A 22165-nucleotide genomic window follows, 5' to 3' on the forward strand; every position below is an offset into this window, starting at 1 on the left:
GGTCGCCTCGGTGCATCCACGACCCTCCAGCCGATCTCGTCCAAGCGTCGTGATGCATACCTGTCCCGACACCGGGGAGTGAACACTTTCTCAAATCTGCCTGGTCCGCGCGGCGAGCGGTGCTACACACGACGCAGGGGACCGAAGGAGTGACCTGTGTTCGATCTGTTGATCACCGGCGGAACAGTTGTCGACGGCACCGGTGCGGACCGGTTCACCGCCGACGTGGCAGTCAAGGACGGACGCATCGTCGAGGTGCGCCGCCGTGGCCCTGGCGACCCGCCGCTGGCCGCCGAGGCCGCCGAGACCATCGAGGCGACCGGCAAGATCGTCGCGCCCGGCTTCGTCGACATCCACACCCACTACGACGGACAGGTCAGCTGGGACGATGTGCTCGAACCGTCGAGCAGCCACGGTGTGACGACCGTCGTCGCGGGCAACTGCGGGGTGGGTTTCGCCCCGGTGCGGCCCGGTCAGGAACAGTGGCTGATCGAGCTCATGGAGGGTGTCGAGGATATTCCCGGCACCGCGCTCACCGAGGGCATCACCTGGGGTTGGGAGACCTACGCCGAGTATCTCGACGTCATCGGACGACGCGAGCTCGCCGTGGACATGGGCAGCCAGATCGCGCACGGGACGGTGCGGGCCTACGCGATGGGCGGGCGCGGCGCCCGCAACGAGCCGGCCACACCCGAGGACATCGCCGCGATGAGCCGCATCGTCCGGGAGGCCATCGAGGCCGGGGCGCTGGGCTTTTCGTCGTCGCGGACGCTGGCGCACCGGGCCATGGACGGCGAACCGGTGCCGGGAACCTTTGCCGCCGAGGACGAACTGTTCGCCCTCGGCCGGGCCACCGCGGCCGGCGGCGGTGCGGTCTTCGAACTGGCCCCGCAGGGTGCCGCCGGTGAGGACATCGTCGCTCCGCGCAGGGAGCTGGAGTGGATGCGCAGGCTGGGCGAGGAGATCGACTGTGCGCTGAGCTTCGCGCTCATCCAGGTCGACGCCGACCCGCAGCTGTGGCGTGAGCAGCTCGACCTGTCGGCGGCCGCGCATCAGGCGGGCAGCCGGCTGTATCCGCAGGTGGCGGCCCGCCCGTTCGGCATGTTGCTGGGCTTTCCCGGTCACCACGCCTTCACCCACCGACCCACCTACCGCGCGTTGAAGGCGTCGTGCAGCCGCGAGGAACTGGCGGCCCGGCTGGCCGAACCGGCTGTGCGGCAGGCCATTCTGTCCGAAGAGGATCTGCCGATCGACCCGAACGTGCTGTTCGATGGGATGTTCGCGCTGGCGCAGTACTCCGGTGACCGGTTGTATTCGCTGGGTGAACCGCCCGACTACGAGCCCACACGCGACAAGACGGTGGCCGCCATCGCCGCCGACTGCGGCCAGGATGTGCTGGCCGCCATGTACGACCTGATGCTGGAGGCCGATGCGTCGAACATGCTGATGCTGCCGATGTTCAACTACGCCGACGGTAATCACGATGCCATCCGGGAGATGATGACCCATCCCGCCGGGGTGCTGGGACTCTCCGACGGTGGCGCACACTGCAGCATGATCTGCGATGCGTCCTATCCGACCTTCCTGCTGACGCATTGGGCGCGCGATCGACACCGCGGCGAGAAGCTGCCGCTGGAGTACGTTGTTCGCAAACAGTCCCATGACACCGCGCAGCTGTTCGGGCTCACCGACCGCGGCGTGATCCAGACCGGAAAGAAGGCCGATATCAACGTGATCGACCTCGACGCACTGACGCTGCACGCACCGCGGATGGCCTTCGACCTGCCCGCCGGCGGGCATCGCCTGGTCCAGGGCGCATCGGGCTACACCGCGACGATCGTCAACGGCGTGATCACCCGGCGCGACGGGGTGGACACCGGCAAGCGGCCCGGCCGGCTGCTGCGCGGGTCCCGCTGATGCGCACGCCCCTGATCGCCGCCGCGCTGGCGTTCGCGACGGTCGTCCCGGCCGCGGGTGCCGATGTGGTGAGCCCGCTGCTACCGCTGGTGGACGCCGCCGCGCAGCGGCTGCAGACCGCTGACCCCGTCGCGGCGTCCAAATACCTGACCGGCGGTGCGATTTCGGACCCACCGCGCGAACAGCAGGTCCTCGACGGTGTCGCCACCGCCGCGCAGGGGCAGGGGATCGATCCCGGCTATGTGCGCGAGGTCTTCCGCGACCAGATTGACGCCTCGGTCTCGTTGCAGCACAGCCTTTTCGCGTACTGGAAGATCGAACCGGCGGCCGCGCCCGTCACCGCCCCCGACCTCGCGGACACCCGCGCGAAGATCGACACGCTGAACCAGACCATGGTCGCCGAGATCGGGCACCGATGGCAGGAACTGCACACCCCGTCGTGTCCGGCCGAAGTGGCGGCCGCGGTCGACGAGACGGCACGCAACCGCGGGCTGGACCCGGTGTTCCGGCGCGCGTTGGAGTACGCGACACACGACTACTGCCGCTGAAATTCAGCGTGCGCTGTTGATGTCGTTCTTCAGCGCCTCGGCCTCGGTGCCGAACACGGCCTGCACGTTGTTGCCGACCTCGATGACTCCGGCCGCGCCGAGACTCTTCAACCGGGCCTGATCCACCTTCGACGGATCGGCGACCTCCATCCGCAGGCGCGTGATGCAGGCGTCGACGTTGACCAGGTTGTCCCGGCCGCCGAATGCGGCGATGACCTGCTCGGTACGCGATGCCGCAGCGCCGGGAGCGGAACCGGTGCCGGCGACCACCGCGGTGGAAGACCCGGTGCCCGCACCGACATTGGCGGCCTCCTCGGCCACGAACTCCTCCTCGGGCTCGCGACCCGGCGTGCGCAGGTTCCACCGGGTGATGGCGAACCGGAACAACAGGTAGTACACGACGAAGAACACCAGGCCCATACCAACCAACAGCGGGATGTTCTTGGCCGCCGGGGCACCGCCGTAGAGCAGCAGATCGATCAGGCCCGCCGAGAACGAGAAGCCGAGGTGGATGTCCAGGGCGTAGGCGATCGCCAGCGACAGACCGGTCAGCACCGCGTGGATGACGTACAGCGGGAACGCGACGAACATGAACGCGAACTCGAGCGGTTCGGTGACGCCGGTGAGAAACGCCGTCAGCGCCGCCGCGGACAGGATGCCGACGGCGACCTTGCGCTGCTTCTTGTCGGCGACATGGATCATCGCCAGCGCTGCGGCGGGCAGACCGAACATCAAGATCGGGTAGAAGCCTGCCGTCAGGTGCCCGCCGGTGGGATCGCCCGCGGCGAAGCGGGTGAGTTCGCCGGTGACGACACCGTTGGGGGTGTCGTAATCGCCGTAGAGGAACCAGATGTAGGAGTTCGGGATGTGGTGCAGGCCCACCGGAATGAGCATCCGGTTGGCGAACCCGTAGACGAACGCACCGATCGCACCGGAGCCGCCGATGAACTGGCCCAGACTGGTCAGCCCGGAGTCGAAGAGCGGATAGAAGTAGCTCATCGCGAACGCCACGAAGAGGCTGGCCAGCGACACCACGATCGGTACGAACCGGCGGCCGCCGAAGAAGCCGAGATACGAGGGCAATTCGATGGTGTGGTACTTGTCGAACAGCCAGGCGGTCAACAGGCCGATGACGATGCCGCCGAACACGCTGTAGTTGATCTGTGCCTGTTCGCCGGCCTTGTCGAGCACACCGGCTAGGACGAACGGCGACATGGTCTCGAAGACCTTGTCCATCACCAGATAACCGACCACGGCGGCCAACGCGGTCGATCCGTCGGCCTTCTTGGCGAAACCGATCGCGACACCGACGGCGAACAACAACGCCAGATTGTCGAACAATGCGCCGCCGGCCGCGCTCATGGCCTGGAAGAACGGCCCGACCACCGGCGCCTCGATGCGGCCCAGCAGATCCGGCTGGCCCAGCCGCAACAGGATGCCCGCCGCGGGGAGCACGGCGATCGGCAGCATCAGGCTCTTGCCGAGCCGCTGAAGTTGTGCGAACCCCGGGAAGCGGGGATTGTTCTGCGGTTTGGTCGACCCACCCATTCGCGGCAGCTTAGCCCCAGAGACCGCAATCCAAGGCCGTGTTCGGCAACGCCCGAGGTGCGCCGCTCGTAGTGTTGCAGCCATGACGACAAACGTGCTGGCGCCGGTGGCGGGACGCGCCGTCGCCCTGGCCGATGTACCCGATCCGGTGTTCTCCCAAGGCATGGTCGGTGTCGGTGCCGCGATCGACCCGCCGCACGAGGTCGTCGACGCCGTCTCGCCGGTGTCGGGCAAGCTGCTCAAGCTCATGCCGCACGCCTTCATCGTGCTGACCCCGGACAACGTCGGCGTGCTGGTGCATCTGGGCCTGGACACCGTGGCGCTCAACGGCGAGGGTTTCACCACCGTGCTGCAGGAGGGTGTGCAGGTCACCGCCGGTGAGGTCGTCATCAGCTACGACGTCCCGGCGGTGGTGGCCAAGGGGCTCAACCCGATCGTGCCCGTGGTGATCATGGACGAGCGCGAACCGGGCAATATCGCGGTGACCCCGCCGCTGGGGGCCCACCTGACCGCCGGGGCCGGACTGTTCGTGGCGAACAGCTGATGGAGGTCGTCATCCTGCCCGACGCCGTCGCGATCGGCAGCGTCGCCGCCGACGCCATCGGTACGCTGCTGGATCGCAAGCCCGATGCCGTGCTCGGGTTGGCCACCGGGTCCTCACCGCTGTCCATCTACGACGAACTGGTCACCCGCCATGCCGCGGGCGGGCTGTCGTTCCGGCAGGTCCGCGGGTTCACCCTCGACGAATACGTCGGTCTGCCCGCCGAGCACCCCGAGCGCTACCGAAACGTCATCGACACCGTCTTCGTCGACCGGGTGGACTTCGCCGACGGTGCCGTGCAGGGACCCGACGGCCTGGCCGAGAACATCCCGGCGGCCTGCGCGGCATACGAGGCGGCCATTGCCGGCGCGGGGGGAGTGGACCTGCAGATCCTCGGGATCGGCACCGACGGGCACATCGGGTTCAACGAACCCGGTTCCTCGCTGGCCTCGCGCACCCGGATTAAGACGCTGACCGAACAGACCCGCCGCGACAACGCCCGCTTCTTCGGCGACGATATCGATGCCGTGCCCACCCACTGCCTGACCCAGGGGTTGGGCACCATTCTCGAGGCGCGGCACATCGTGCTGGTGGCCATCGGGCGGAGCAAGGCAGAGGCCGTGCACCACCTGGTGGAGGGTGCGGTCAGCGCGATGTGGCCGGCCACCGTCCTGCAGCATCATCCGCACGTGACGGTGCTGCTCGACGATGGTGCCGCCCGCCGGCTGCAGCTCGCCGAGTATTACCGCGAGACCTACCGGTCCAAGCCCGACTGGCAGGGCATCTGAGTGCTGCTGGTCGCCGACACCCTGCTGACCGGTGCGCAACTTCTGCGCCCGGGGTGGATCGACATCGCCGGGGAGACGGTGCGCGCCACCGGTTCCGGCGAACCGCCCGGCCCTCCCGACCGGGTGTTGGGCGCGGTCACCGTGGTGCCCGGGTTTGTCGACACCCACGTCCATGGCGGGGCCGGCGCCAACTTCACCGCAGGCAGTACCGAGCAGACGGCCGCGGCGGTCGGCCTGCACCGCAGGCACGGAAGCACCACGATCGTCGCCTCGCTGGTCACCGCGGCGCCCGATGAACTGCTGCGCCAGGTCGGCGCGCTGGCCGCCGATGTGCGGGCCGGACTGCTCGACGGTATCCACCTGGAAGGGCCGTGGCTTTCCGAGTTGCGTTGCGGTGCACACGAACCCTTATTGATGCGCGATCCGGACGCCAACGAGGTGGCGCGCGTGCTCGACGCCGGGGCGGGCTGCATCCGGATGGTGACGCTGGCCCCGGAACGCCACGGCGCGCTCGCCGCGATCACCCAACTCCGGTCGGCGGGTGTCGTGGTGGCCGTCGGGCACACCGAGGCGACCTATGCGCAGACCCGCGCGGCCATCGACGCAGGCGCGGGAGTCGGAACCCATCTGTTCAACGCGATGCGGCCCATCGACCGCCGCGAGCCCGGCCCGATCATCGCACTGCTGGAGGATGACCGGGTCACTGTCGAGGTCATCACCGACGGGGTGCACGTCGACCCGGCGATTTACCGGCACATCACCAAAAGCGCAGGTCTGCAACGGGTATCGCTGATCACCGATGCGATGGCGGCCACCGGGATGGCCGACGGTTGGTACGAACTGGGTCCGCTGGGGGTGCAGGTGCGCGATGGTGTGGCCCGGGTTGCGGGCACCGAGACCATCGCGGGCAGCACCGCCACGATGGACCGGGTGTTCCGGTTCGCAGTGGCCCACAGCGGGTTGGCGCGCGATGCGGCATTGTGCGCGGCGGTGGCCCAGGCATCGGTGAATCCGGCGCGCGCGTTGGGGCTGCCCGACGCGCGGCTGGTGGCCGGGGCGGCCGCCGATCTGGTGGTGCTCGACGCCGACCTCGCGGTGACCGGTGTGCTGCGGCGCGGCGGTTGGGTACTCGACCCGGCGGACGGGGATGCATGATGGGGGCATGCCCGAACACCCCGAACTGAATGTGCTGGGCGGCCCGCTGGAACCGTGCGGCAGCGATCCGGTGACCGGTTTCTACCGCGACGGCTGCTGTTCCTCCGGTCCGGAAGACGCAGGGATGCACACCATCTGCGCCGTGGTGACCGCCGAATTCCTGGAACATCAGCGGTCCATCGGCAACGATCTGAGCACCCCCATGCCGCAGTACCGGTTTCCCGGTCTGGTGCCAGGGGATCGCTGGTGCGTGACGGCGGTCAACTGGTTGCGCGCCTATCAGGACGGATTCGCCGCACCGGTGGTGATGGCGTGCACCCATGAGCGCACACTCAGCATCGTGCCGATCGAGGTGCTCGCCGAGCATGCCGTCGATGTGCCCGACGACGCCAGCGATCTCTAGGTGAGGTAGCGGTCGCGCCAACGTTCGAGCCGGTTGCGCGGACGCTGGGCCTCCGACAGCACGGTGCTCATCGGCGTCGCGGTGTCCTTGGCGGCGCGTGAGCCCTCCGGCGCGGGCACGTCCTCCCACCAGATCGGCTGCAGCAGTGCCGAAGTGATGGGGATGGCCTTGTCCACCCGCTTGTGGCCCCACCCGCACGCCCGGTCGATCGAGGCGGTCGACGGCGCCAGGTTCAGCGGCGACAGGGTCGGGGCGAATCGGACGATGTGATCGCAGTAGGGCAGGTTGCGCACCATCTGCAGCTGGATCGCCTGCGCGATCGGGGCGAGCCACAGATGCCGCGGATCCCACTGCGGATGGAAACTGTCGAAGGCCAGATAACAGGCATTGCGGGTGCCGAGGCGGCCGTCGCGAATGCGCTTCCATGCCAATTCCACCGGCACATTGCTCGCGGTGCCGCCGTCGACGATCGCGCCCACGTCATGGGCGGCCAGCATCTCGTCGAGGATCGGCACCATCGCCGGATCACGCGTTTCATGGTGCAGCACACCGGGGATGGCCGACGAGAACGATGCGGCGTCGACGACGTTGAGCTCACGGGTCAACGTGTCACCGCCGACGACGATCGCCTTGACCACCCGGGAGTCGATGAACGCGGCCGCCTGCCACATCCGGGCCGCGACCTCCGGGCCCATGCCGATGGGCAGGAACGGCAGTGTGCGCATTCGCAGCACGGCCAGCTCCTGATGGCGGAACTTGGCGGGCAGCGCCGCGAACGGCTGCCTGCGCACGCCGGCCACCACCGCCTCATAAGGGATGCCGAGATCGGACATCCGCATCTGTTCGCCGTCCTCGCGGGTGAACAACCGGTGCGCGAACTCGTCGAACCGCAGGGCGAACATGCCGGTGAGTCCGTGCCGTCTGCGCAGCTCCTCGGAGCCGAGGATGGCACGGTAGGACACCGTTTTGGCCCAGGCCACGTATTCGTCGATGGGCACGGGCAGCGACCGCGACATCACCGCACCGATGATCGACCCGATCGACGAACCGATCATGTAGTCGGGGACCTGGCCGGCCTCCAACAGCCGCTGCATCCCGCCGATGTAGACGAAACCCGCGCCGCCACCGCCGCCGAGGACCGTCACGAACTTCTTGTGGCCGATCTCGGCGTCGAGTTCGCGCTGGGAGAACCGGGCGCCGTGGCGTTCGGTGAGCTCGCTGCGCTGCTCGTCCTGGTCGTCGGACAGGGCGTCGAGGATGTGGCGGGCATCGGTCAGCGCACGGGTGGCATCGCGGTCCTCGCGCAGCGGGCCGTGCAGGGTGTTGGCCACCCTGGCGCGCCAGTTCGCCAGTTCGGCGCCCACCGAGACGTCGCCCCGGCCCCGCGTGCCGCCGGGGCCTGCGGCACCGGGTTCGAAATCGGACAACTTCGCGAAGTTCAGCAGATAGCGCAACCGGCGCAGCTGCTCGTCGTTGAGGACTCCGGGCGTGGCCAGGTGTAGCCGCACCAGCCGGTTCTCCATCTTCTGCAACACCAGTGACGGGTCATCGGTGGGCAGATCCGCGTCCTGGGCCTCGACGTTCTCCCGCTCCTCGGCCGAATCCGCGATGGCCTCGGCGACGGGCGCCGGTTCCGGGCCACGCCGGTCGAGGAACGGTATCTGCACGACGTGACTCTAGGCCGAACTGTCGCGTGAACCGACGTAGGCGAGCAGTGCCGCGCCGGAATCCTCCCACCGGCGCAGCTCTTCGACGTGGTCACAGAACATGTCTCCACCATCGCACCACGGGCGCATTGGTCCGCGGGCAGGTATCAGGTATGTAGCCGACCCCGGATCGGCGCTGTTGGGTAGGCTCGTGCGTCAAATGATCGAGACTGACGAGCCGCTGCCGATCCTGCCGCGCGAGCTGACCGACATCCCTGAAGACGTGCGCGTGGTCGGGCCTCCGCTGACGCCCACCGTCGCGCCGCCATACGGCGTGCGTCTTGTCGATCCCGACGCCGACGCCGAGCTGATCTCGCAATGGATGAACCTGCCGCACCTTGCCGAGGCCTGGGAGTACGCGTGGCCACCGGAGCGCTGGCGGGGGTACCTGAAGGCCCAGTTGGCCGGCACGTTCTCCCGTCCGTTTCTGGCCAGCCGCAAGGGCGAGGACATCGGTTACGTCGAGATATACCGGGCAGCAAAGGATTCCATCGCGACGCGATATGCCGCCGACCCGTATGACCTCGGGGTGCACGCGGCGATCGCCGACACCCGACTGGTCAACCGCGGTATCGCGCCGCTGATCTTGCCCAAGCTGATGGCCGATATCTTCGCCCAGGAACCGCGATGCCGGCGGGTCATGTTCGACCCCGACCACCGCAATGCCGGTGCCCGCCGACTGGTGGAGTACGTGGGCTCCACGTTCCTCGGCGAGCACCAGATGTCGAACCGCAGAATGGCCCTGTACGCGTTTACCCGCACGCCGGAAGATATCCCGGATCTGCGCTGACAGCCGTGCCTTTCGGCTAGTCGGACGCGGCGGCCATCATCTCGGCGTAGCCGTCGTGGTCCGGTTTCATCGCGGCGGCTACCAGTTCCCAGAGCACCTCATCGGTCCCGCCGCCGACACGGGCGAGCTTCATATCGCGCCACCACCGACCCAACGGTGTCTCGTCGACCAGGTATCCGGTGCCGCCGAAGATGTGCATGCATTCGGAGACCACCTCTTCGCCGAGGCGGGCCGCACAGACCTTCATCGCGGCGGCGGTGCGCAGGTCCAGCTTGCCGCCGGCGGCGATCCCGTTCAACGCGTGCCGCAGCATGTCGACCCGGGCCTGCAGGTCGGCGACCCGCATCCGCAGCGCCTGGTGCTCGTAGAGGGTGTGCCCGAACTGGCGGCGACTCATCATGCGTGCCAATGTGATTCCCAGCAGGCGTTGACAGCTACCGGCGATCTGTCCGGCCACCGACATCCGTTCATGTGCCAAACCCCAGGAGATGGCGGCGAGTCCGGTGCCCGCGCGCGCGATCAGCGCATCGGCGGGCACCCAGGTGTCGATGTGCACGGCGGCGGTGTCCAGCGGTCCGGCGCCGACCTTCTTGTACGGCCGTTGAATCTGCACCCCGGGATCGCGCAGTGGGACCGCGATCACCACGACATTGCCGTGCCTGCTGTCGGGATCGCCGTCGATATTGCGGGCGACCGTCATGACGTAATCGGCGATGGGGGACAGCGAGACGAACTTCTTGATACCGGTCACCTGAAAGCCGTCGCCCACCGACTGTACGGTCGTGCCGACGATCTGAAGGTCGGAGCCGCCCGATTCCTCGGAGGCGCCGACACACAGCACCACCTCACCGCGAATCGCCCGCTCGCAGATGGACTTAAGGTGCGGAGTGCGGCCGAACCGACGCAGCAGTGCGATGGCCGAATCGTGCAGGCTCACCCCGACCGCGATGCCTGCGGACCCCAGCCTGCCGAGGTGCAGTGCCAGCGCGATCACCTTGGCCACATCGGGTTGTGGGTTGTTTCCCCACTTGGCCTCGAAAACACCTTCGCGCCCGAGGTATTCGATGAGCTCTCGGGGGAACGCGTCGGTGCGTTCGGCCTCGGCAGTCCAACGTCGCACCCGGTCGTCGAAGACCCTGTCCAACAGGTGTTCGAACTCGTCGAGTGTCGCCGCCGGTGATTCGTCGATCACGGTCACTGTCCGGCACCTTCCAGATTGCGTTTGACTTCCAGTCGCCGTAGCTTGCCCGAGGACGTTCGCGGCAACGATCCGGGCGCCAGGAAGACGATATCGGCGGGAACCACACCACATTCGGACGCGATCAGCGACACCATGGCGGTGCGGGCCGCCGGTTCGTCGGCACCCTTGAACTCCGCGGCGATCACCAGACCCGATCTGCTGGCCGGGCCGTCGGTGCCGACGGCGACCACCGCGCCGGCCCGCACACCGTCAACCCGCGCGGCGACATTCTCGATCTCGGTGGGGAAGATGTTGCGTCCGGCGACGGTGATGATCTCCTTGGCGCGTCCGCAGATCACCAGGTCGTCGTCAAGCAGATAGCCGATATCACCTGTCGGGAACCAGCTTTGATCATCCAGAGGCGATTCGCCGAGGTAGCCGTGCATCATCGAGGTGCCACGGATCTGCACCTCGCCGACCTCACGGTCGGCGACTCCGCCGGAGTACTGCTCGCCGGCCACGATCCGAATGTCCATGCCCGGGATGGCGGGCCCCAGCACGGCGTGGGTGCGCCGGTATCCGCCGTCGTCGGTGACGACCTGGATCTCGTCGACCCGCAGCCCGCGACCAGGCGCGGGAACGGCCACCGCGCAGTTGGATTCGGCAAGACCATAGGACGGTGCCAGCACACCGGGGCCGAGTCCGAACTTGGCCATCTCCTCGGCGAAACGCCGGCTGCCCGCACAGTCGACGGCCTCACCGCCGTTGAGCGCGAACCGCAATGCCGAGAAGTCCGCGTCGCTGACCAGCCCGGAGTACTTGCCGATGATGTTGTAGGCCATGTTCGGCGCGGCGGTCAGGGTGGCACGGGATTCGGTGATCCATTTCAGCCAGCCGAACGGTTGGGCGGAGAACGCCGAGGTGGGGGCCTGCCACAGCTCGGCACCCGCCAGCGCCGTGGTCAGGACGAAGGACAGCCCCATATCGTGATAGAGCGGCAACCAGGAGTGGCCGCAGTCGGTTTCGGTGACCCCGACCCTGGCGACCAGCGCCCGCAGATTGGCCAGCACCGCGGCGGGGGACAGCGCGGCGGTCCGCGGTGTCCCGGTCGAACCGGCCGTGCCCTGCAGCACCGCGATGCGGGCATCGCCGACCGTGCCGTGATGGTTATGGGAGCGCTGCGCATGCGCGACGGTGGCGACGTCATGCACGGCGATGTGGCTGTCGGCCGCGCTCAGCTCCCGCAGCGGAGCACCGTGGCTGAAGACCGTGCGCACCCCGATACCGGCGAATCGGTCCAAAGTGGCTCGCGCCCAGCGCTTCGGGTCGGCGCCGCGGACCGGGCCCGGCAGGATCGACACCGCAGCCCCGGCCAGGAATGCCCCCGGGATGGCCGAGATGAACTCGACGGTGGGATCGCCGACCAGTCCGACCGCGGGTGCCTCGTCGTAACAGATCCGAGCGGCCACGTTCTCGGCGCGCGCGTGGATCTCACCCCAGGGGTGACGGTTCCAGGTGCCTGCGGCGGTGTCCAGGACGGCAAGCGCGCGGTCGGTCGAGGTCATCGACTCGCGTAACGCCTGCGCCAGGACCGATGGCGCTGCGCTCACGGGTTGGCCTGCGCCGAAGGGATTTTCGTCAGGACGACCTTCTCCAGGTCGCCGAGGGTCTCGCAGTTGAGCAGGTCCTCTTCGTCGAGTACCGCGCCGAGACGGTCCTCGATCGCGACCATGCCGACGGCGAACGCGACCGAGTCCATGCCCGCGTCGTCGACCAGTCGCGAGTCCCGGCTGAGCCGGCTGACGTCGATGTTGAGGTCTTCCCGCAGGATTGCCAGGAGCTGGGGATCCACTGCGTCGGACTGTGAGATTTCCATGTCGGGCGACCCTACACCTGAGATTTTACTCAGGGTAGGCTTACCTGATGTGCTGTCCGTCGCGGTGTCGTCGTCGTGATCTGTTCACAGCGCGGCCACGGCCATTCCTGCCGCTGCCGCGGCGACGGTGATCAGTAGCGTGCCGACGGCGTTGAGGGCACCCGCCCAGTATTTGCCGCGCTGCATGAGGCGGATCGTCTCGACGCTGGCGGTGCTGAAGGTGGTGTAGCCGCCGCAGAATCCCACGCCGACAATCAGCTGGAGTTCCCGGGGAACCCCGTGGAACAACACCATGCCGACGATGAACCCGAGCAAGAGCGATCCCGTGACATTGATGAGCACCGTGGCCCAGGGGAATTCCGTGCTGCGCCGATGCCGGACGGCTCCGTCGACGACGAACCGCGATACCGCCCCGAGGCTGCCCGCACACGCCACCCAGAACACCATCATCGGCCCGCCCCTTCGGAACGGCGGGGCACTCGAGCGCCCACCGCAATCCCGATCACCGTGACCAGTGCACCGACGAGCACAGTGCCCACCGCATAGGACCCGGCAGCCCACCAATCGTTGCGACGCAGCAGCTCATCGGTGTCCACGGCCAGGGTGCTGTATGTGGTGAACGATCCCAGCACGCCGGTGCCCACGCTCAGCCGTAGCTGTTGGCGCCAACCGGTGTCCGGGCCCAGTCGGCTGAGACCTTCCAGCAACACACCGAGCAGGAACGCCCCCGTCACGTTGATGGCGAATGTCGTCACCGGCCATTGGCCCCCAACCTGGGGAAACGCCACCTCGAGGCCGTAGCGGGCCGGGGCACCCAGCAAGCCGCCCAGGGCCACTGCGGCGATCGCCGACGGCCGCACGTGCAAGGGACTCTGGGAGGGCTCGACGGCATCGGGGTCGACCGATGGCGCAGCGATCGGATCGTCGTGATCGGCCATGGGCATGCTCCTTCCTCGGGGAAAGGAGCCATCAGCCTCCGGACGAGGCGGTTCAGACACCTGTCACCGGGCGTCTCGGCGGAGATCCATCGCCGTCGTCGAGAATATCGGAGTCGTCCCCGGACTGCGAGTGGCGATGCGCGGCGGCCAGTTCCCGTCGATCGGTGAGCGCCATCGACAAAGTATGTGGCGTGATCGCCCGACCGATAAAGTCGGCACACCATGACAGTGCAGGTTCCCTTCCCGGTGCGGGTCTGCGTCATGGGGCCGTTGCGGGCATGGGTCGACGGCACACCGGTGGATCTGGGTGGCCCGAAACAACGGTCGGTACTGCTGCGGTTGGTGCTCGCCCACGGTGAGGTGGTCTCGGTCGACCGGCTGATCGAGGATCTCTGGGCGGGAGAGCCACCGCCGAAGGCGTTGGCCGCGCTGCAGGCCTACATTTCGCATCTGCGCCGGGTGCTCGAACCCGGCCGTGAACGTCGGGCGCCCGCGCAGGTGATCGTCAGTGCCGCGCCCGGCTATTGCCTGCGGTTGCCCGAGGGTGCCGTCGATGTGTGGGCGCTGGAAGCCGGTTATGGGGCCGCGGAACGGTCGCCCGCGCCGCCCCGCGAGCAGGCCGAGCGTTTGCAGGATCTGGTGCTGGCCTGGACCGGCGATCCCTACGCCGAAGTGCGCGATGCCCTGTGGGCCGCTCCCGAGGTGGCGCGTCTGGCCGAACTCCGGTTGGCAATGCTCGAGGCCCACGCCGCCGCCCAAGCGGCACTGGACAATCACGCCGCCGTGGTGCGCGCGCTCGAACCCGTCGTGCGCGCGCACCCGGCCCGGGAGGCGGCGGCCTGCCTGCTGGCCTCGGCTCACTATCGCAGCGGCCGTCAGGTGGCCGCCCTGGACGTCTTGCGCCGCACCACCGGTTACCTCGTCGACGAACTCGGCCTGGAGCCGGGCCGGGCGGTGCGGGACCTGGAACGCGACATACTGCGTCAGGCCGATCATCTCGAACCGATCGAGCTGGAGCCGGTCGCGGTGGCGCCGCAGCACGAGGTGCCGACGACCATCGCACTGCGCGGCCGCTCCGCGGAACTGGCCGAGCTCGCCGGCGCCGCGACTGCCGCAGCCCGTGGTCTGAAGGTGGTGTGGATCGGCGGGGAAGCCGGGGCGGGCAAGACGACATTGGTCGATGCGGCCGCCAACCGGCTGCGCGAGGCCGGGTGGGTGGTGGCGGCCGGGCGCAGCCCCGAAGTCGACGGTGCCCCGCCGGGCTGGGCGTGGACCGAGGTGCTGCGGGCGTTCGCGGCGTCATTGACCGCCGAGCAGGCCGACGCGCTGGCGCCGTTGCTGCACACCGGTGGGCCGGTCGGGGAGATCGGCACATTCTGGACCGCGCACGCGCTGGCCGATGTGCTGGAGCAGGCGGCCGGACGAGCGCCGCTGCTGGTCGTGCTCGACGACCTGCACCGCACCGACGGCCTGACCCTGGAATTGCTGCGGCTGACCGCCGACCGGCTGGCCACCCAGCCGGTACTGGTCATCGGCACCTACCGACCATCCGAGGCCGGCGCCGAACTCGGGCAGGCCAGGGCGGCCCTTGCCAACCACACCGCGGCGCACATGCTGCTCGACGGTCTCGATGACGCGGCGCTGACCCAACTGGCCACCGACTCCGGTCTGGTGGCGGTGACGCCCGAGACTCTGCGGCTGCTGCGCGAACGCACCGGCGGTAACCCGTTGTTCGCACGGGAACTCGTCCGGCTGATGGTCGCCGAGGGTATCGATGCCGCGCACGGCGGAGTGCCTGTCGGCGTCGGTGACGTGGTGCGCCGCAGGCTGGCTCGGCTGCCACCGCAGACCGCCACCGCGTTGCGCCAGGCCGCGGTGCTGGGACGTGAGGTCGACATCACCCTGCTCGGCGAACTCGCCCGCAGCGATGACGATGCGCTACTCGACGCGCTGGAACCTGCCGTCTTGGCCGGGCTGGTGGAGGAACCGGCACCGGACCGTATCCGATTTGCGCACAACCTCATTCGCGACACCCTGTATGACGATATGTCAGTGCTGCGACGGTCCCGGCTGCACGCGGCGGCCCTGCAGATGTTGCGCGGGCGCAGCGCCGACACCGCCTCGCTGGCCTATCATGCCGTCGCCGCGGCCACCGCCGAAAACGCCATGGAGGCCGCGGATTTCGCGATGAGCGCGGCCGCCGAGGCCGATGCAATCGGCGCCCCCGGCGAGGCCGCCCGGCAATGGCGCAGCGCGGTGCAGATGTTCGAACTCGCCGGTGCCGAGGAGGCGACCGCGATAGCGGCGCGCTGCGGGCTGATCGCCGCACTGGCCCAGGCCGGCGATGCGCTCGGCTCCCGCGAGGAACTGCACCGCACCATGGCGGCCCTCGGGCACGATGACGGGATGGCCGTGCGGGCGCTGACCGCGTCGACCAGCCCACTGGTCTGGCGGGTGCGGGTCGGGGACCAGATCGACCCGGTCATCGTCGATCCGCTACGCCGGGTGCTCGGACGCGAGCGGCACACCCCCACCCGAATCCGCTTGCTGCTGACCCTGTTCACCGAACTCGAGGGTGTCGAGCACGACGCCGCGCTGGCCGCCAGTACCGAGGCGCTACAGCTGGTGCGTGGCCTCGATGACCGGCGCCTGCTGTTGGCGGTACTCAACGTCCGGGCCTTCGCCTGCCTGGGACCCGACCTCGCCCACGAACGGGAAAGCGTTCTCGCCGAGATGCTCTCGGTCGCCGAGGAGCTCGACGCCGTGGACTACCAGGCGGTCGCACACTGGTTTGCCTTCCTGGACGCCTCGGGGCGATCGGATTTGGCGCGCGCCGCCGCGCACGTCGACCAGGCCGTTGCGCGGGCGGGTACCGGGCAACTCGGCTTCCTGCTCGGCGTCCTCGACGCCTTCGGCGCACAGCTGGCGGTGCTGGCCGGCCACCCCGACGAGGGTGAACGCGGTTATGTCGCGGTCTCGGCGAAGCTGGCCGAGTACGGCGTCGCCAACGGGGCCCATATCGGGATCGTCGGGCGGGTCAGTGCGAACCTGGTCCGGGGCAGCCTCGCGCCGACGGCCGACGAACTGGTCGCGGTGCATCGCCACGTGTCCAGGATGATCGCCGACGGCGCCGTGATCGCGCTGCACCAGGCCGGCCGACCGGAGGAGGCCGCACAGATCTGGGCCGAGCGCATCCCCATCGAGCGATCGTTCTACTTCGTGGCGATGGCGACCCTGCGTGCGCACGCCGCGGTCGCAGTCGGTGACCTCGAGGTGGCGGTGCGCACCGCCGAGGAACTGCGGCCCTACTCCGGCCGGTTCGCCGGGCTGGACAACGGCACGCTCCTGACCGGGCCGGTCGACGACGCGCTGGCCGCCGTTGCCGAGGCCACCGGTGACCACCGGCGCGCAGCGGACCACCGGCGGGCCGCCGCCGAACTGACCGACCGACTCCGCGCGGCGGCCCAGGCCCTGCTCGGCTGAATCCTCATGCCGAGAGTGACGCAATGGCACAGAACCGCCTGAGTGGAGCTGCCGTTGCGTCACTCTCGGCGTGCGGATCAGCCGAAGACGGTGCGCTCGAAGCGGTTGTGCCGCCAGGTCAGAAAACGCAGGACCAGCATCAGTGGGGCGGGCAACTCGGCGGCGATGGCGGCGCGTTCGGTATCGGTGGTCACCGCCAACACCCGCGGCCCCTCGAAGGACAACCGGCCGGTCTTGCGGGCCGCGGTCTCCACTGCCTGCCAATCGGCCACCGAGACGTGCCTGCGGATCACCGGGAACAGCTCGCGTTCCTCGTCGGCGATATGGGCGTGCAGCAGCCGGTGTAGATCGGCCAGCCCGGCGGCCAACGGCCGGGCCAACTCGGCGTCCCCGGAGCGGGCGAAAGCCGTCGCGACCGTACGCAGCCGGTCCAGTCGGGGATCGAGGGTGGCGTGATCATCGGTGAGCTCGGTCAGGTCGACCAGACCCGCCGCCGAGGACTCGATGATCGGCCACAGCACATCGTCTTCCATCGTGTGGTGGTGATGGATCGACTCGCACATCAACGCGACATAGCGGGTGATCGCGCGGGCCCGGGTCACACTGCACGGGGTGCGGCGCTGGGCGATGGCGGTGGTCAGCTCGGCGAGCCTGCCGATATCGGTGACCATGGCGCGATGGGCGAGCAGGATCCCGCTGAGGTCGGGCTCGACGGCGGTGAGTTGGGCTTTTTGTTCGGAGCTGTTCATGACGATCACCTTGTCGGTGTCCACTTGCGGAGAACTTGCGACGGGCTTGCGAGTACGGGGAGACACACGCCCCGTGGGTAGGCAAGGATGGACCCATGGTGGCCAATCCGCGAGCCGGGCAGCCGGCACTGCCAGAAGATCTCGTCGACCTGCCGCATCTGGTCACCGCGTATTACACCGTGGCACCCGATCCCGATGATGTCGCCCAACAGGTGGTGTTCGGCACGTCGGGGCACCGCGGTTCGGCACTGGACGGTGCGTTCAACGAGCCGCACATCTTGGCGACCACGCAGGCCATCGTCGAGTACCGCGCCGCGCAGGGCACCACCGGACCGTTGTTCATCGGCCGCGACACCCATGCGCTGAGCGAGCCGGCCTGGGTGTCGGCGTTGGAGGTGCTGGCCGGCAATGAGGTGGTCGCCATGATCGACGCCGCCGATCGCTACACCCCGACCCCGGCGGTCAGCCACGCCATCTTGACGTTCAACCGCGGCCGCGATGCCGATCTGGCCGACGGGATCGTCGTCACCCCGTCGCACAACCCGCCCCGCGACGGTGGCTTCAAGTACAACCCGCCCAACGGTGGGCCCGCGGACAGCGATGCCACCTCGGTGATCGCCAAGCGCGCCAACGAAATCCTGCGCGGCGGTCTCAAGGATGTGCGGCGTGTCCCGCTGGCGCGGGCCCTGCAGACAGCACAGCGCCACGACTACCTGAACGCCTACGTGGCGGATCTGCCCAATGTGGTGAACCTGCACGCGATCCGCGCCGAGGGAGTACGCATCGGGGCCGACCCGCTGGGCGGGGCCAGCGTCGACTATTGGGCGGCGATCGCCGAGACCCACGAGCTGGACCTGACGGTGGTCAACCCGTTGGTCGACGCGACGTGGCGGTTCATGACGCTGGACACCGACGGCAAGATCCGGATGGACTGCAGCTCACCGAACGCCATGGCCTCGCTGATAGCCAACCGGGACAGCTATCAGATCGCCACGGGTAACGATGCCGACTCCGACCGGCACGGCATCGTCACCCCCGACGGTGGTCTGCTCAACCCCAACCACTATCTGGCCGTGGCCATCGACTACCTCTACACACACCGGACCGGTTGGTCGCCGGGCACCGCCGTCGGCAAGACCGCGGTGAGCAGTTCGATCATCGACCGGGTGGTCGGCGGGCTGGGCCGCACGCTGGTGGAGGTGCCGGTGGGATTCAAATGGTTCGTCGACGGATTGGTCACCGGCACAATCGGTTTCGGCGGTGAGGAAAGCGCCGGTGCGTCCTTCCTGCGCACCGACGGGTCGACCTGGACCACCGACAAGGACGGCATCATCCTGGCGCTGCTGGCCTCGGAGATCCTGGCGGTCACCGGGTCGACGCCGTCGCAGCGCTACGCCGAACTGGCCGAGCGCTACGGTGCGCCGACCTACGCCCGCATCGACGCCCCCGCCGACCGGGAGCAGAAGGCACGGCTGGCCAAACTGTCGGCAGATCAGGTCACCGCGACCGAGCTCGCCGGCGAGCCGATCACCGCCAAACTCACCGCGGCGCCGGGCAACGGGGCGGCCCTCGGCGGATTGAAGGTGACCACCGAGAACGCGTGGTTCGCCGCGCGGCCGTCGGGCACCGAGGACGTCTACAAGATCTACGCCGAGTCGTTCAAAGGCCCCGAGCACCTGGCGGAGGTGCAGGAGGCCGCCAAGTCGGTGGTCAATACAGTCATCGGGTGAGCTCTCGAACGGAGGACGACTGTCAGACCGGACCCAAGCCGCGGCTGCCGCGGGAGGTCTGGGTGCTGGCCGCTGCGAACTTCGTGGTCGCCCTCGGCTACGGGGTGGTGGCCCCGGTCTTACCGCAGTACGCCCGGCACTTCGGTGTCAGCATCGCCGCGGCCACCTTCGTCATCACCGCGTTCGCGATCATGCGGCTGGCCGGCGCGCCGCCGGCCGGATTCCTGGTGCAGCGGCTGGGGGAGCGACGCGTCTACATCGGCGGGCTGATCATCGTCGCGCTGTCCACCGGCGCCTGCGCGCTGGCCGACACCTACTGGCAGCTGTTGCTGTTCCGGTCCCTCGGCGGGGTCGGGTCGGCGATGTTCACGGTGTCCTCGCTGGGGTTGATGATCAGGATCTCGCCCCCCGACGCCCGCGGACGGGTCTCGGGGCTCTTCTCATCGGGGTTCATGATCGGCTCGGTGGGTGGCCCGATCCTCGGCGCGCTGACCGCCGGCCTGGGCCTGTCGGCGCCGTTCCTGATCTACGGTGCCGCCCTGCTGGTGGCCGCCGCCGTCGTGTTCGTCAGCCTGCGCAATTCGGCGGTGATCGCCTCTTCCGATGGCGACGACGGCCCGCCGGTGCCGTTCCGCACGGTGTTCGCCCATCGGGCCTACAAGGCGGCGCTGCTGTCCAATTTCGCGACCGGCTGGGCCTCGTTCGGATTGCGGGTGGCCCTGGTCCCGCTGTTCGTCGTGGAGGTGTTGGGCGGCAGCCCGGGAGTGGCCGGGCTGGCACTCACCGCGTTCGCGGTCGGCAACATCTCCGTCGTGATCCCCAGCGGGTATCTGTCGGACCGGCTGGGGCGGCGCACGCTGCTGATCGTCGGGCTGACCCTGGCGGCGTTGTCCACCGGGGCGGTCGGGTTCACCACCTCGCTGCCGGTGTTCCTGGTGGCTGCCTATATCGCGGGTGCGGCCACGGGCATCTTCGTCTCACCGCAGCAGGCCGCCGTCGCCGATGTGGTGGGCAGCAGGTCGCGGGGCGGGACCGCGGTGGCGACGTTCCAGATGATGGCCGATGTCGGGTCGATCGGTGGCTCGCTGCTGGTCGGGTTGATCGCCCAGTACCTGTCGTTTTCCTGGGCTTTCGTCATCAGCGGGGCGATCATGCTGCTGGCCGCGCTGGCCTGGGTTTTCGCCCCCGAAACCCACCGACGGCCGCCCGCCGGGCACACGCCGGCCCGTCCATTGGGCCCAGAGGCCGGCGGAGAGGTGCCCTGACCAGGCGTTTTGAACCTCTGCGGGGCTGTGGTGTACGTTTCTACAGCACAACAAACGGGGCTATGGCGCAGTTGGTAGCGCACCACACTGGCAGTGTGGGGGTCAGGGGTTCGAATCCCCTTAGCTCCACTCGGAGGAAACCCGCTTCGACCACCGGTCGGGGCGGGTTTCATGTTTTCCGGGGTCTGATTCGTCCGCGTCGGGTTGGCGTCGCGACATCCGCGCGCCGCGCATCATCCGGGACATCGAGCCGTGCTTTCCTGTCTGGCATGGCCATCGTGGAGGTCCGTGCCGTCAGCCCCGAGCGTTACGTCGATGCCACGCATGCACTCACTGGTGGAGGAGAGGGCGGGAGCTGCCGATGCCAGTGGTGGATGCTCACGAGTACGCAGTGGAGGGGTACCACTGCTGTTGACCGAGAACAGCTGCTCCATGACGAGATCGAGCAAGGTCCGCCCCCGGCATTGATCGCCTATGTGGACGACGAACCGGCGGGTTGGGTGCGTGTGGGGCCGCGAGTCGGCCAGTCGCGCATTGTGCGGACTCGGGCCTATGCGGCGCTGTCCGGCGAAGCGATGGACGATCCATCTGTGTGGTCGATCTCGTGCTTCGTCGTGCGTCGCGAGTACCGGGGGATGGGGCTGGCGGCTCAGTTGCTGGACGCGGCAGTGGCGCATGCCCGAGAGCATGGAGCGCGCGTCATCGAGGCATACCCCATGGATCCGGCCGCCAAGAAGCTCTACGCGAACAACCTCTTCACGGGCACGCTCTCGATGTTCGTCGACGCGGGGTTCTCCGAGGTTGCTCGCCCCAGGCCTTACCAGGCCATCGTGGTGCTGCCGACCGAATGAGCGCGGCCGACGCCAGGTTCGGTGATCGTCTGATCAGCGATCAGCTCGCCGGATCCCATCCGTGCATCGCCTCGTGCATCTGTTCCTCGTTGAGCGGGTCGACGCCGAGCGGTTTGATATCGGGCCGGTTGCGCATGCCCTCGAGCAGCAGGGCGAGATAGCGCCGCCACAGTTCGGGATCGACATCGCCCGCCCACTCGCTCACGGTGCCGGCCAGCAGGCCCATGATCGGCATGTCGGGGTGTTGGATATCGGGTCGCAGGTAGCCGTCGCGACGGGCTCGTTCCACGAGCTGGTAGACCCGCGGCACCAGTTCCTCGCGGGCACAGTCGACGCGGTCACCGCCGTAGGCGCGGCTGTAGATCATCTGCCGCAGGCCGCGGTCGGTGGCGGCGAGCTCACATTGCCGTTCGATGAACCATACGAACCCCTCCCACGAATTCTCGTGCTGCAGAGCCTTTTCGGCCAACTCGACGACCTCGGCGATACCGTCCTCGAAGATCGCCTCGACCAGATCCTCTTTGGTCGCGAAGCGGCGGTACACGGTGCCGACACCGACGCCCGCGTGGTGGGCGACATCGTTGAGGGTGGCCTCCATGCCCTTGATCGCGAACAGCTCGCGCGCGGCCGTCAGCACACGCTGTCTGTTGCGCTCGGCGTCCTTGCGCAGGCCGCGGCATGGTTTGTCAATCACGTG

The 22165-nt window shown here is 68.5% G+C and carries 20 protein-coding genes, 1 tRNA gene and 1 riboswitch; of the genes, 12 read left to right on the top strand and 9 right to left on the bottom strand.

Features of this window, described 5'->3' with window-relative positions; translation table 11 throughout:
- Positions 1-156: 156 nt before the first annotated feature.
- Positions 157-1917 (top strand): amidohydrolase family protein, encoded by a 1761-nt coding sequence (locus G154_RS22710; protein ID WP_019514486.1) that lies wholly within the window; start codon positions 157-159, stop codon positions 1915-1917.
- Positions 1917-2465: a chorismate mutase gene (locus G154_RS22715; protein WP_019514487.1), complete on the top strand. Its 549-nt coding sequence runs from the start codon at positions 1917-1919 to the stop codon at positions 2463-2465. The genes G154_RS22710 and G154_RS22715 overlap by 1 nt, the downstream gene beginning before the upstream one ends.
- Before the next feature lie 3 nt (positions 2466-2468).
- Here G154_RS22715 and G154_RS22720 read toward each other — a convergent pair whose 3' ends face one another.
- Positions 2469-4013 carry a PTS transporter subunit EIIC gene (locus G154_RS22720; protein ID WP_019514488.1) on the bottom strand — a complete coding sequence of 515 codons (1545 nt, stop codon included), beginning with the start codon at positions 4011-4013 and terminating at the stop codon, positions 2469-2471.
- 82 nt (positions 4014-4095) lie between these two features.
- Here G154_RS22720 and G154_RS22725 point away from each other — a divergent pair, with 82 nt between their 5' ends.
- From G154_RS22725 to G154_RS22740, 4 genes are read left to right on the top strand one after another with little or no spacing between them, the layout of a single operon-like run.
- A complete protein-coding gene (locus G154_RS22725) occupies positions 4096-4557 on the top strand; it encodes a PTS glucose transporter subunit IIA (RefSeq protein ID WP_019514489.1) in 462 nt (153 codons plus the stop codon).
- Positions 4557-5342, top strand: coding sequence for a glucosamine-6-phosphate deaminase (gene nagB, locus G154_RS22730; protein WP_019514490.1), 786 nt, complete (start codon positions 4557-4559; stop codon positions 5340-5342). Before G154_RS22725 ends, nagB begins: the two co-directional genes overlap by 1 nt.
- Positions 5343-6497: an N-acetylglucosamine-6-phosphate deacetylase gene (nagA, locus tag G154_RS22735; RefSeq protein ID WP_019514491.1), complete on the top strand. Its 1155-nt coding sequence runs from the start codon at positions 5343-5345 to the stop codon at positions 6495-6497.
- Positions 6498-6504: 7 nt separating this feature from the next.
- Positions 6505-6900, top strand: a complete 396-nt coding sequence (locus tag G154_RS22740; protein ID WP_019514492.1) for a DUF2237 family protein — start codon at positions 6505-6507, stop codon at positions 6898-6900.
- Here G154_RS22740 and G154_RS22745 read toward each other — a convergent pair.
- Entirely contained in the window at positions 6897-8510 is a 1614-nt protein-coding gene (locus G154_RS22745; protein ID WP_234713082.1) for a patatin-like phospholipase family protein, read from the bottom strand. The two genes, G154_RS22740 and G154_RS22745, sit on opposite strands and share 4 nt — an antisense overlap.
- A gap of 256 nt (positions 8511-8766) precedes the next feature.
- On the opposite strand from G154_RS22745, the gene G154_RS22750 reads away from it, so the two are divergent.
- A complete protein-coding gene (locus tag G154_RS22750) occupies positions 8767-9396 on the top strand; it encodes a GNAT family N-acetyltransferase (protein WP_019514495.1) in 630 nt (209 codons plus the stop codon).
- Positions 9397-9412: 16 nt separating this feature from the next.
- Here the strand turns inward: G154_RS22750 and mbtN are convergent, their stop codons facing one another.
- The 5 genes from mbtN to G154_RS22775 form a co-directional block, all read right to left on the bottom strand.
- On the bottom strand, positions 9413-10585 hold the full coding sequence (mbtN, locus tag G154_RS22755) for a mycobactin biosynthesis acyl-ACP dehydrogenase MbtN (protein ID WP_234713081.1): 1173 nt from the start codon (positions 10583-10585) through the stop codon (positions 9413-9415).
- Between the two features lie 5 nt (positions 10586-10590).
- Positions 10591-12165, bottom strand: a complete 1575-nt coding sequence (gene mbtM, locus G154_RS22760; protein WP_115657296.1) for a long-chain-fatty acid--ACP ligase MbtM — start codon at positions 12163-12165, stop codon at positions 10591-10593.
- A 17-nt stretch (positions 12166-12182) separates the two neighbouring features.
- Positions 12183-12452, bottom strand: a complete 270-nt coding sequence (locus G154_RS22765; protein ID WP_023985519.1) for an acyl carrier protein — start codon at positions 12450-12452, stop codon at positions 12183-12185.
- Positions 12453-12536: 84 nt separating this feature from the next.
- On the bottom strand, positions 12537-12902 hold the full coding sequence (crcB, locus tag G154_RS22770) for a fluoride efflux transporter CrcB (RefSeq protein WP_019514499.1): 366 nt from the start codon (positions 12900-12902) through the stop codon (positions 12537-12539).
- A complete protein-coding gene (locus G154_RS22775) occupies positions 12899-13390 on the bottom strand; it encodes a CrcB family protein (RefSeq protein WP_019514500.1) in 492 nt (163 codons plus the stop codon). The genes crcB and G154_RS22775 overlap by 4 nt, the downstream gene beginning before the upstream one ends.
- Positions 13391-13405: 15 nt before the next feature.
- Positions 13406-13493, bottom strand: a riboswitch (Fluoride riboswitch).
- Between the two features lie 119 nt (positions 13494-13612).
- Between G154_RS22775 and G154_RS22780 the strand changes: the two genes are divergently transcribed.
- Positions 13613-16873 (top strand): BTAD domain-containing putative transcriptional regulator, encoded by a 3261-nt coding sequence (locus G154_RS22780; RefSeq protein ID WP_019514502.1) that lies wholly within the window; start codon positions 13613-13615, stop codon positions 16871-16873.
- A 77-nt stretch (positions 16874-16950) separates the two neighbouring features.
- Here G154_RS22780 and G154_RS22785 read toward each other — a convergent pair whose 3' ends face one another.
- Entirely contained in the window at positions 16951-17622 is a 672-nt protein-coding gene (locus G154_RS22785) for a hemerythrin domain-containing protein (protein ID WP_031601412.1), read from the bottom strand.
- Between the two features lie 95 nt (positions 17623-17717).
- Here G154_RS22785 and pgm point away from each other — a divergent pair, with 95 nt between their 5' ends.
- From pgm to G154_RS22805, 4 genes are all read left to right on the top strand, one after another.
- Positions 17718-19352 (top strand): phosphoglucomutase (alpha-D-glucose-1,6-bisphosphate-dependent), encoded by a 1635-nt coding sequence (gene pgm / locus G154_RS22790; protein ID WP_019514504.1) that lies wholly within the window; start codon positions 17718-17720, stop codon positions 19350-19352.
- Positions 19349-20617 (top strand): MFS transporter, encoded by a 1269-nt coding sequence (locus G154_RS22795; RefSeq protein WP_019514505.1) that lies wholly within the window; start codon positions 19349-19351, stop codon positions 20615-20617. The genes pgm and G154_RS22795 overlap by 4 nt, the downstream gene beginning before the upstream one ends.
- 56 nt (positions 20618-20673) lie before the next feature.
- Positions 20674-20746 (top strand) — tRNA-Ala (locus tag G154_RS22800).
- A 140-nt stretch (positions 20747-20886) separates the two neighbouring features.
- Complete coding sequence (locus G154_RS22805) at positions 20887-21468, top strand: GNAT family N-acetyltransferase (protein ID WP_019514506.1); 582 nt, start codon at positions 20887-20889, stop codon at positions 21466-21468.
- 40 nt (positions 21469-21508) lie between these two features.
- Here the strand turns inward: G154_RS22805 and G154_RS22810 are convergent, their stop codons facing one another.
- On the bottom strand, positions 21509-22162 hold the full coding sequence (locus G154_RS22810) for a TetR/AcrR family transcriptional regulator (protein WP_023985522.1): 654 nt from the start codon (positions 22160-22162) through the stop codon (positions 21509-21511).
- Positions 22163-22165: the final 3 nt, after the last annotated feature.

Origin of the sequence: Mycobacterium sp. VKM Ac-1816D (assembly GCF_000416385.1) — a bacterium.
Lineage (GTDB): Bacteria > Actinomycetota > Actinomycetes > Mycobacteriales > Mycobacteriaceae > Mycobacterium > Mycobacterium neoaurum_A.

Coding starts and splice junctions, on each gene's coding strand:
- G154_RS22725 (WP_019514489.1), top strand. CDS start 4,096: ATGACGACAAACGTGCTGGCGCCGGTGGCGGGACGCGCCGTCGCCCTG.
- G154_RS22785 (WP_031601412.1), bottom strand. CDS start 17,622: ATGAACAGCTCCGAACAAAAAGCCCAACTCACCGCCGTCGAGCCCGAC.
- nagB (WP_019514490.1), top strand. CDS start 4,557: ATGGAGGTCGTCATCCTGCCCGACGCCGTCGCGATCGGCAGCGTCGCC.
- G154_RS22775 (WP_019514500.1), bottom strand. CDS start 13,390: ATGGCCGATCACGACGATCCGATCGCTGCGCCATCGGTCGACCCCGAT.
- G154_RS22780 (WP_019514502.1), top strand. CDS start 13,613: ATGACAGTGCAGGTTCCCTTCCCGGTGCGGGTCTGCGTCATGGGGCCG.
- G154_RS22765 (WP_023985519.1), bottom strand. CDS start 12,452: ATGGAAATCTCACAGTCCGACGCAGTGGATCCCCAGCTCCTGGCAATC.
- G154_RS22715 (WP_019514487.1), top strand. CDS start 1,917: ATGCGCACGCCCCTGATCGCCGCCGCGCTGGCGTTCGCGACGGTCGTC.
- G154_RS22720 (WP_019514488.1), bottom strand. CDS start 4,013: ATGGGTGGGTCGACCAAACCGCAGAACAATCCCCGCTTCCCGGGGTTC.
- G154_RS22740 (WP_019514492.1), top strand. CDS start 6,505: ATGCCCGAACACCCCGAACTGAATGTGCTGGGCGGCCCGCTGGAACCG.
- pgm (WP_019514504.1), top strand. CDS start 17,718: ATGGTGGCCAATCCGCGAGCCGGGCAGCCGGCACTGCCAGAAGATCTC.
- G154_RS22805 (WP_019514506.1), top strand. CDS start 20,887: ATGGCCATCGTGGAGGTCCGTGCCGTCAGCCCCGAGCGTTACGTCGAT.
- G154_RS22750 (WP_019514495.1), top strand. CDS start 8,767: ATGATCGAGACTGACGAGCCGCTGCCGATCCTGCCGCGCGAGCTGACC.
- crcB (WP_019514499.1), bottom strand. CDS start 12,902: ATGATGGTGTTCTGGGTGGCGTGTGCGGGCAGCCTCGGGGCGGTATCG.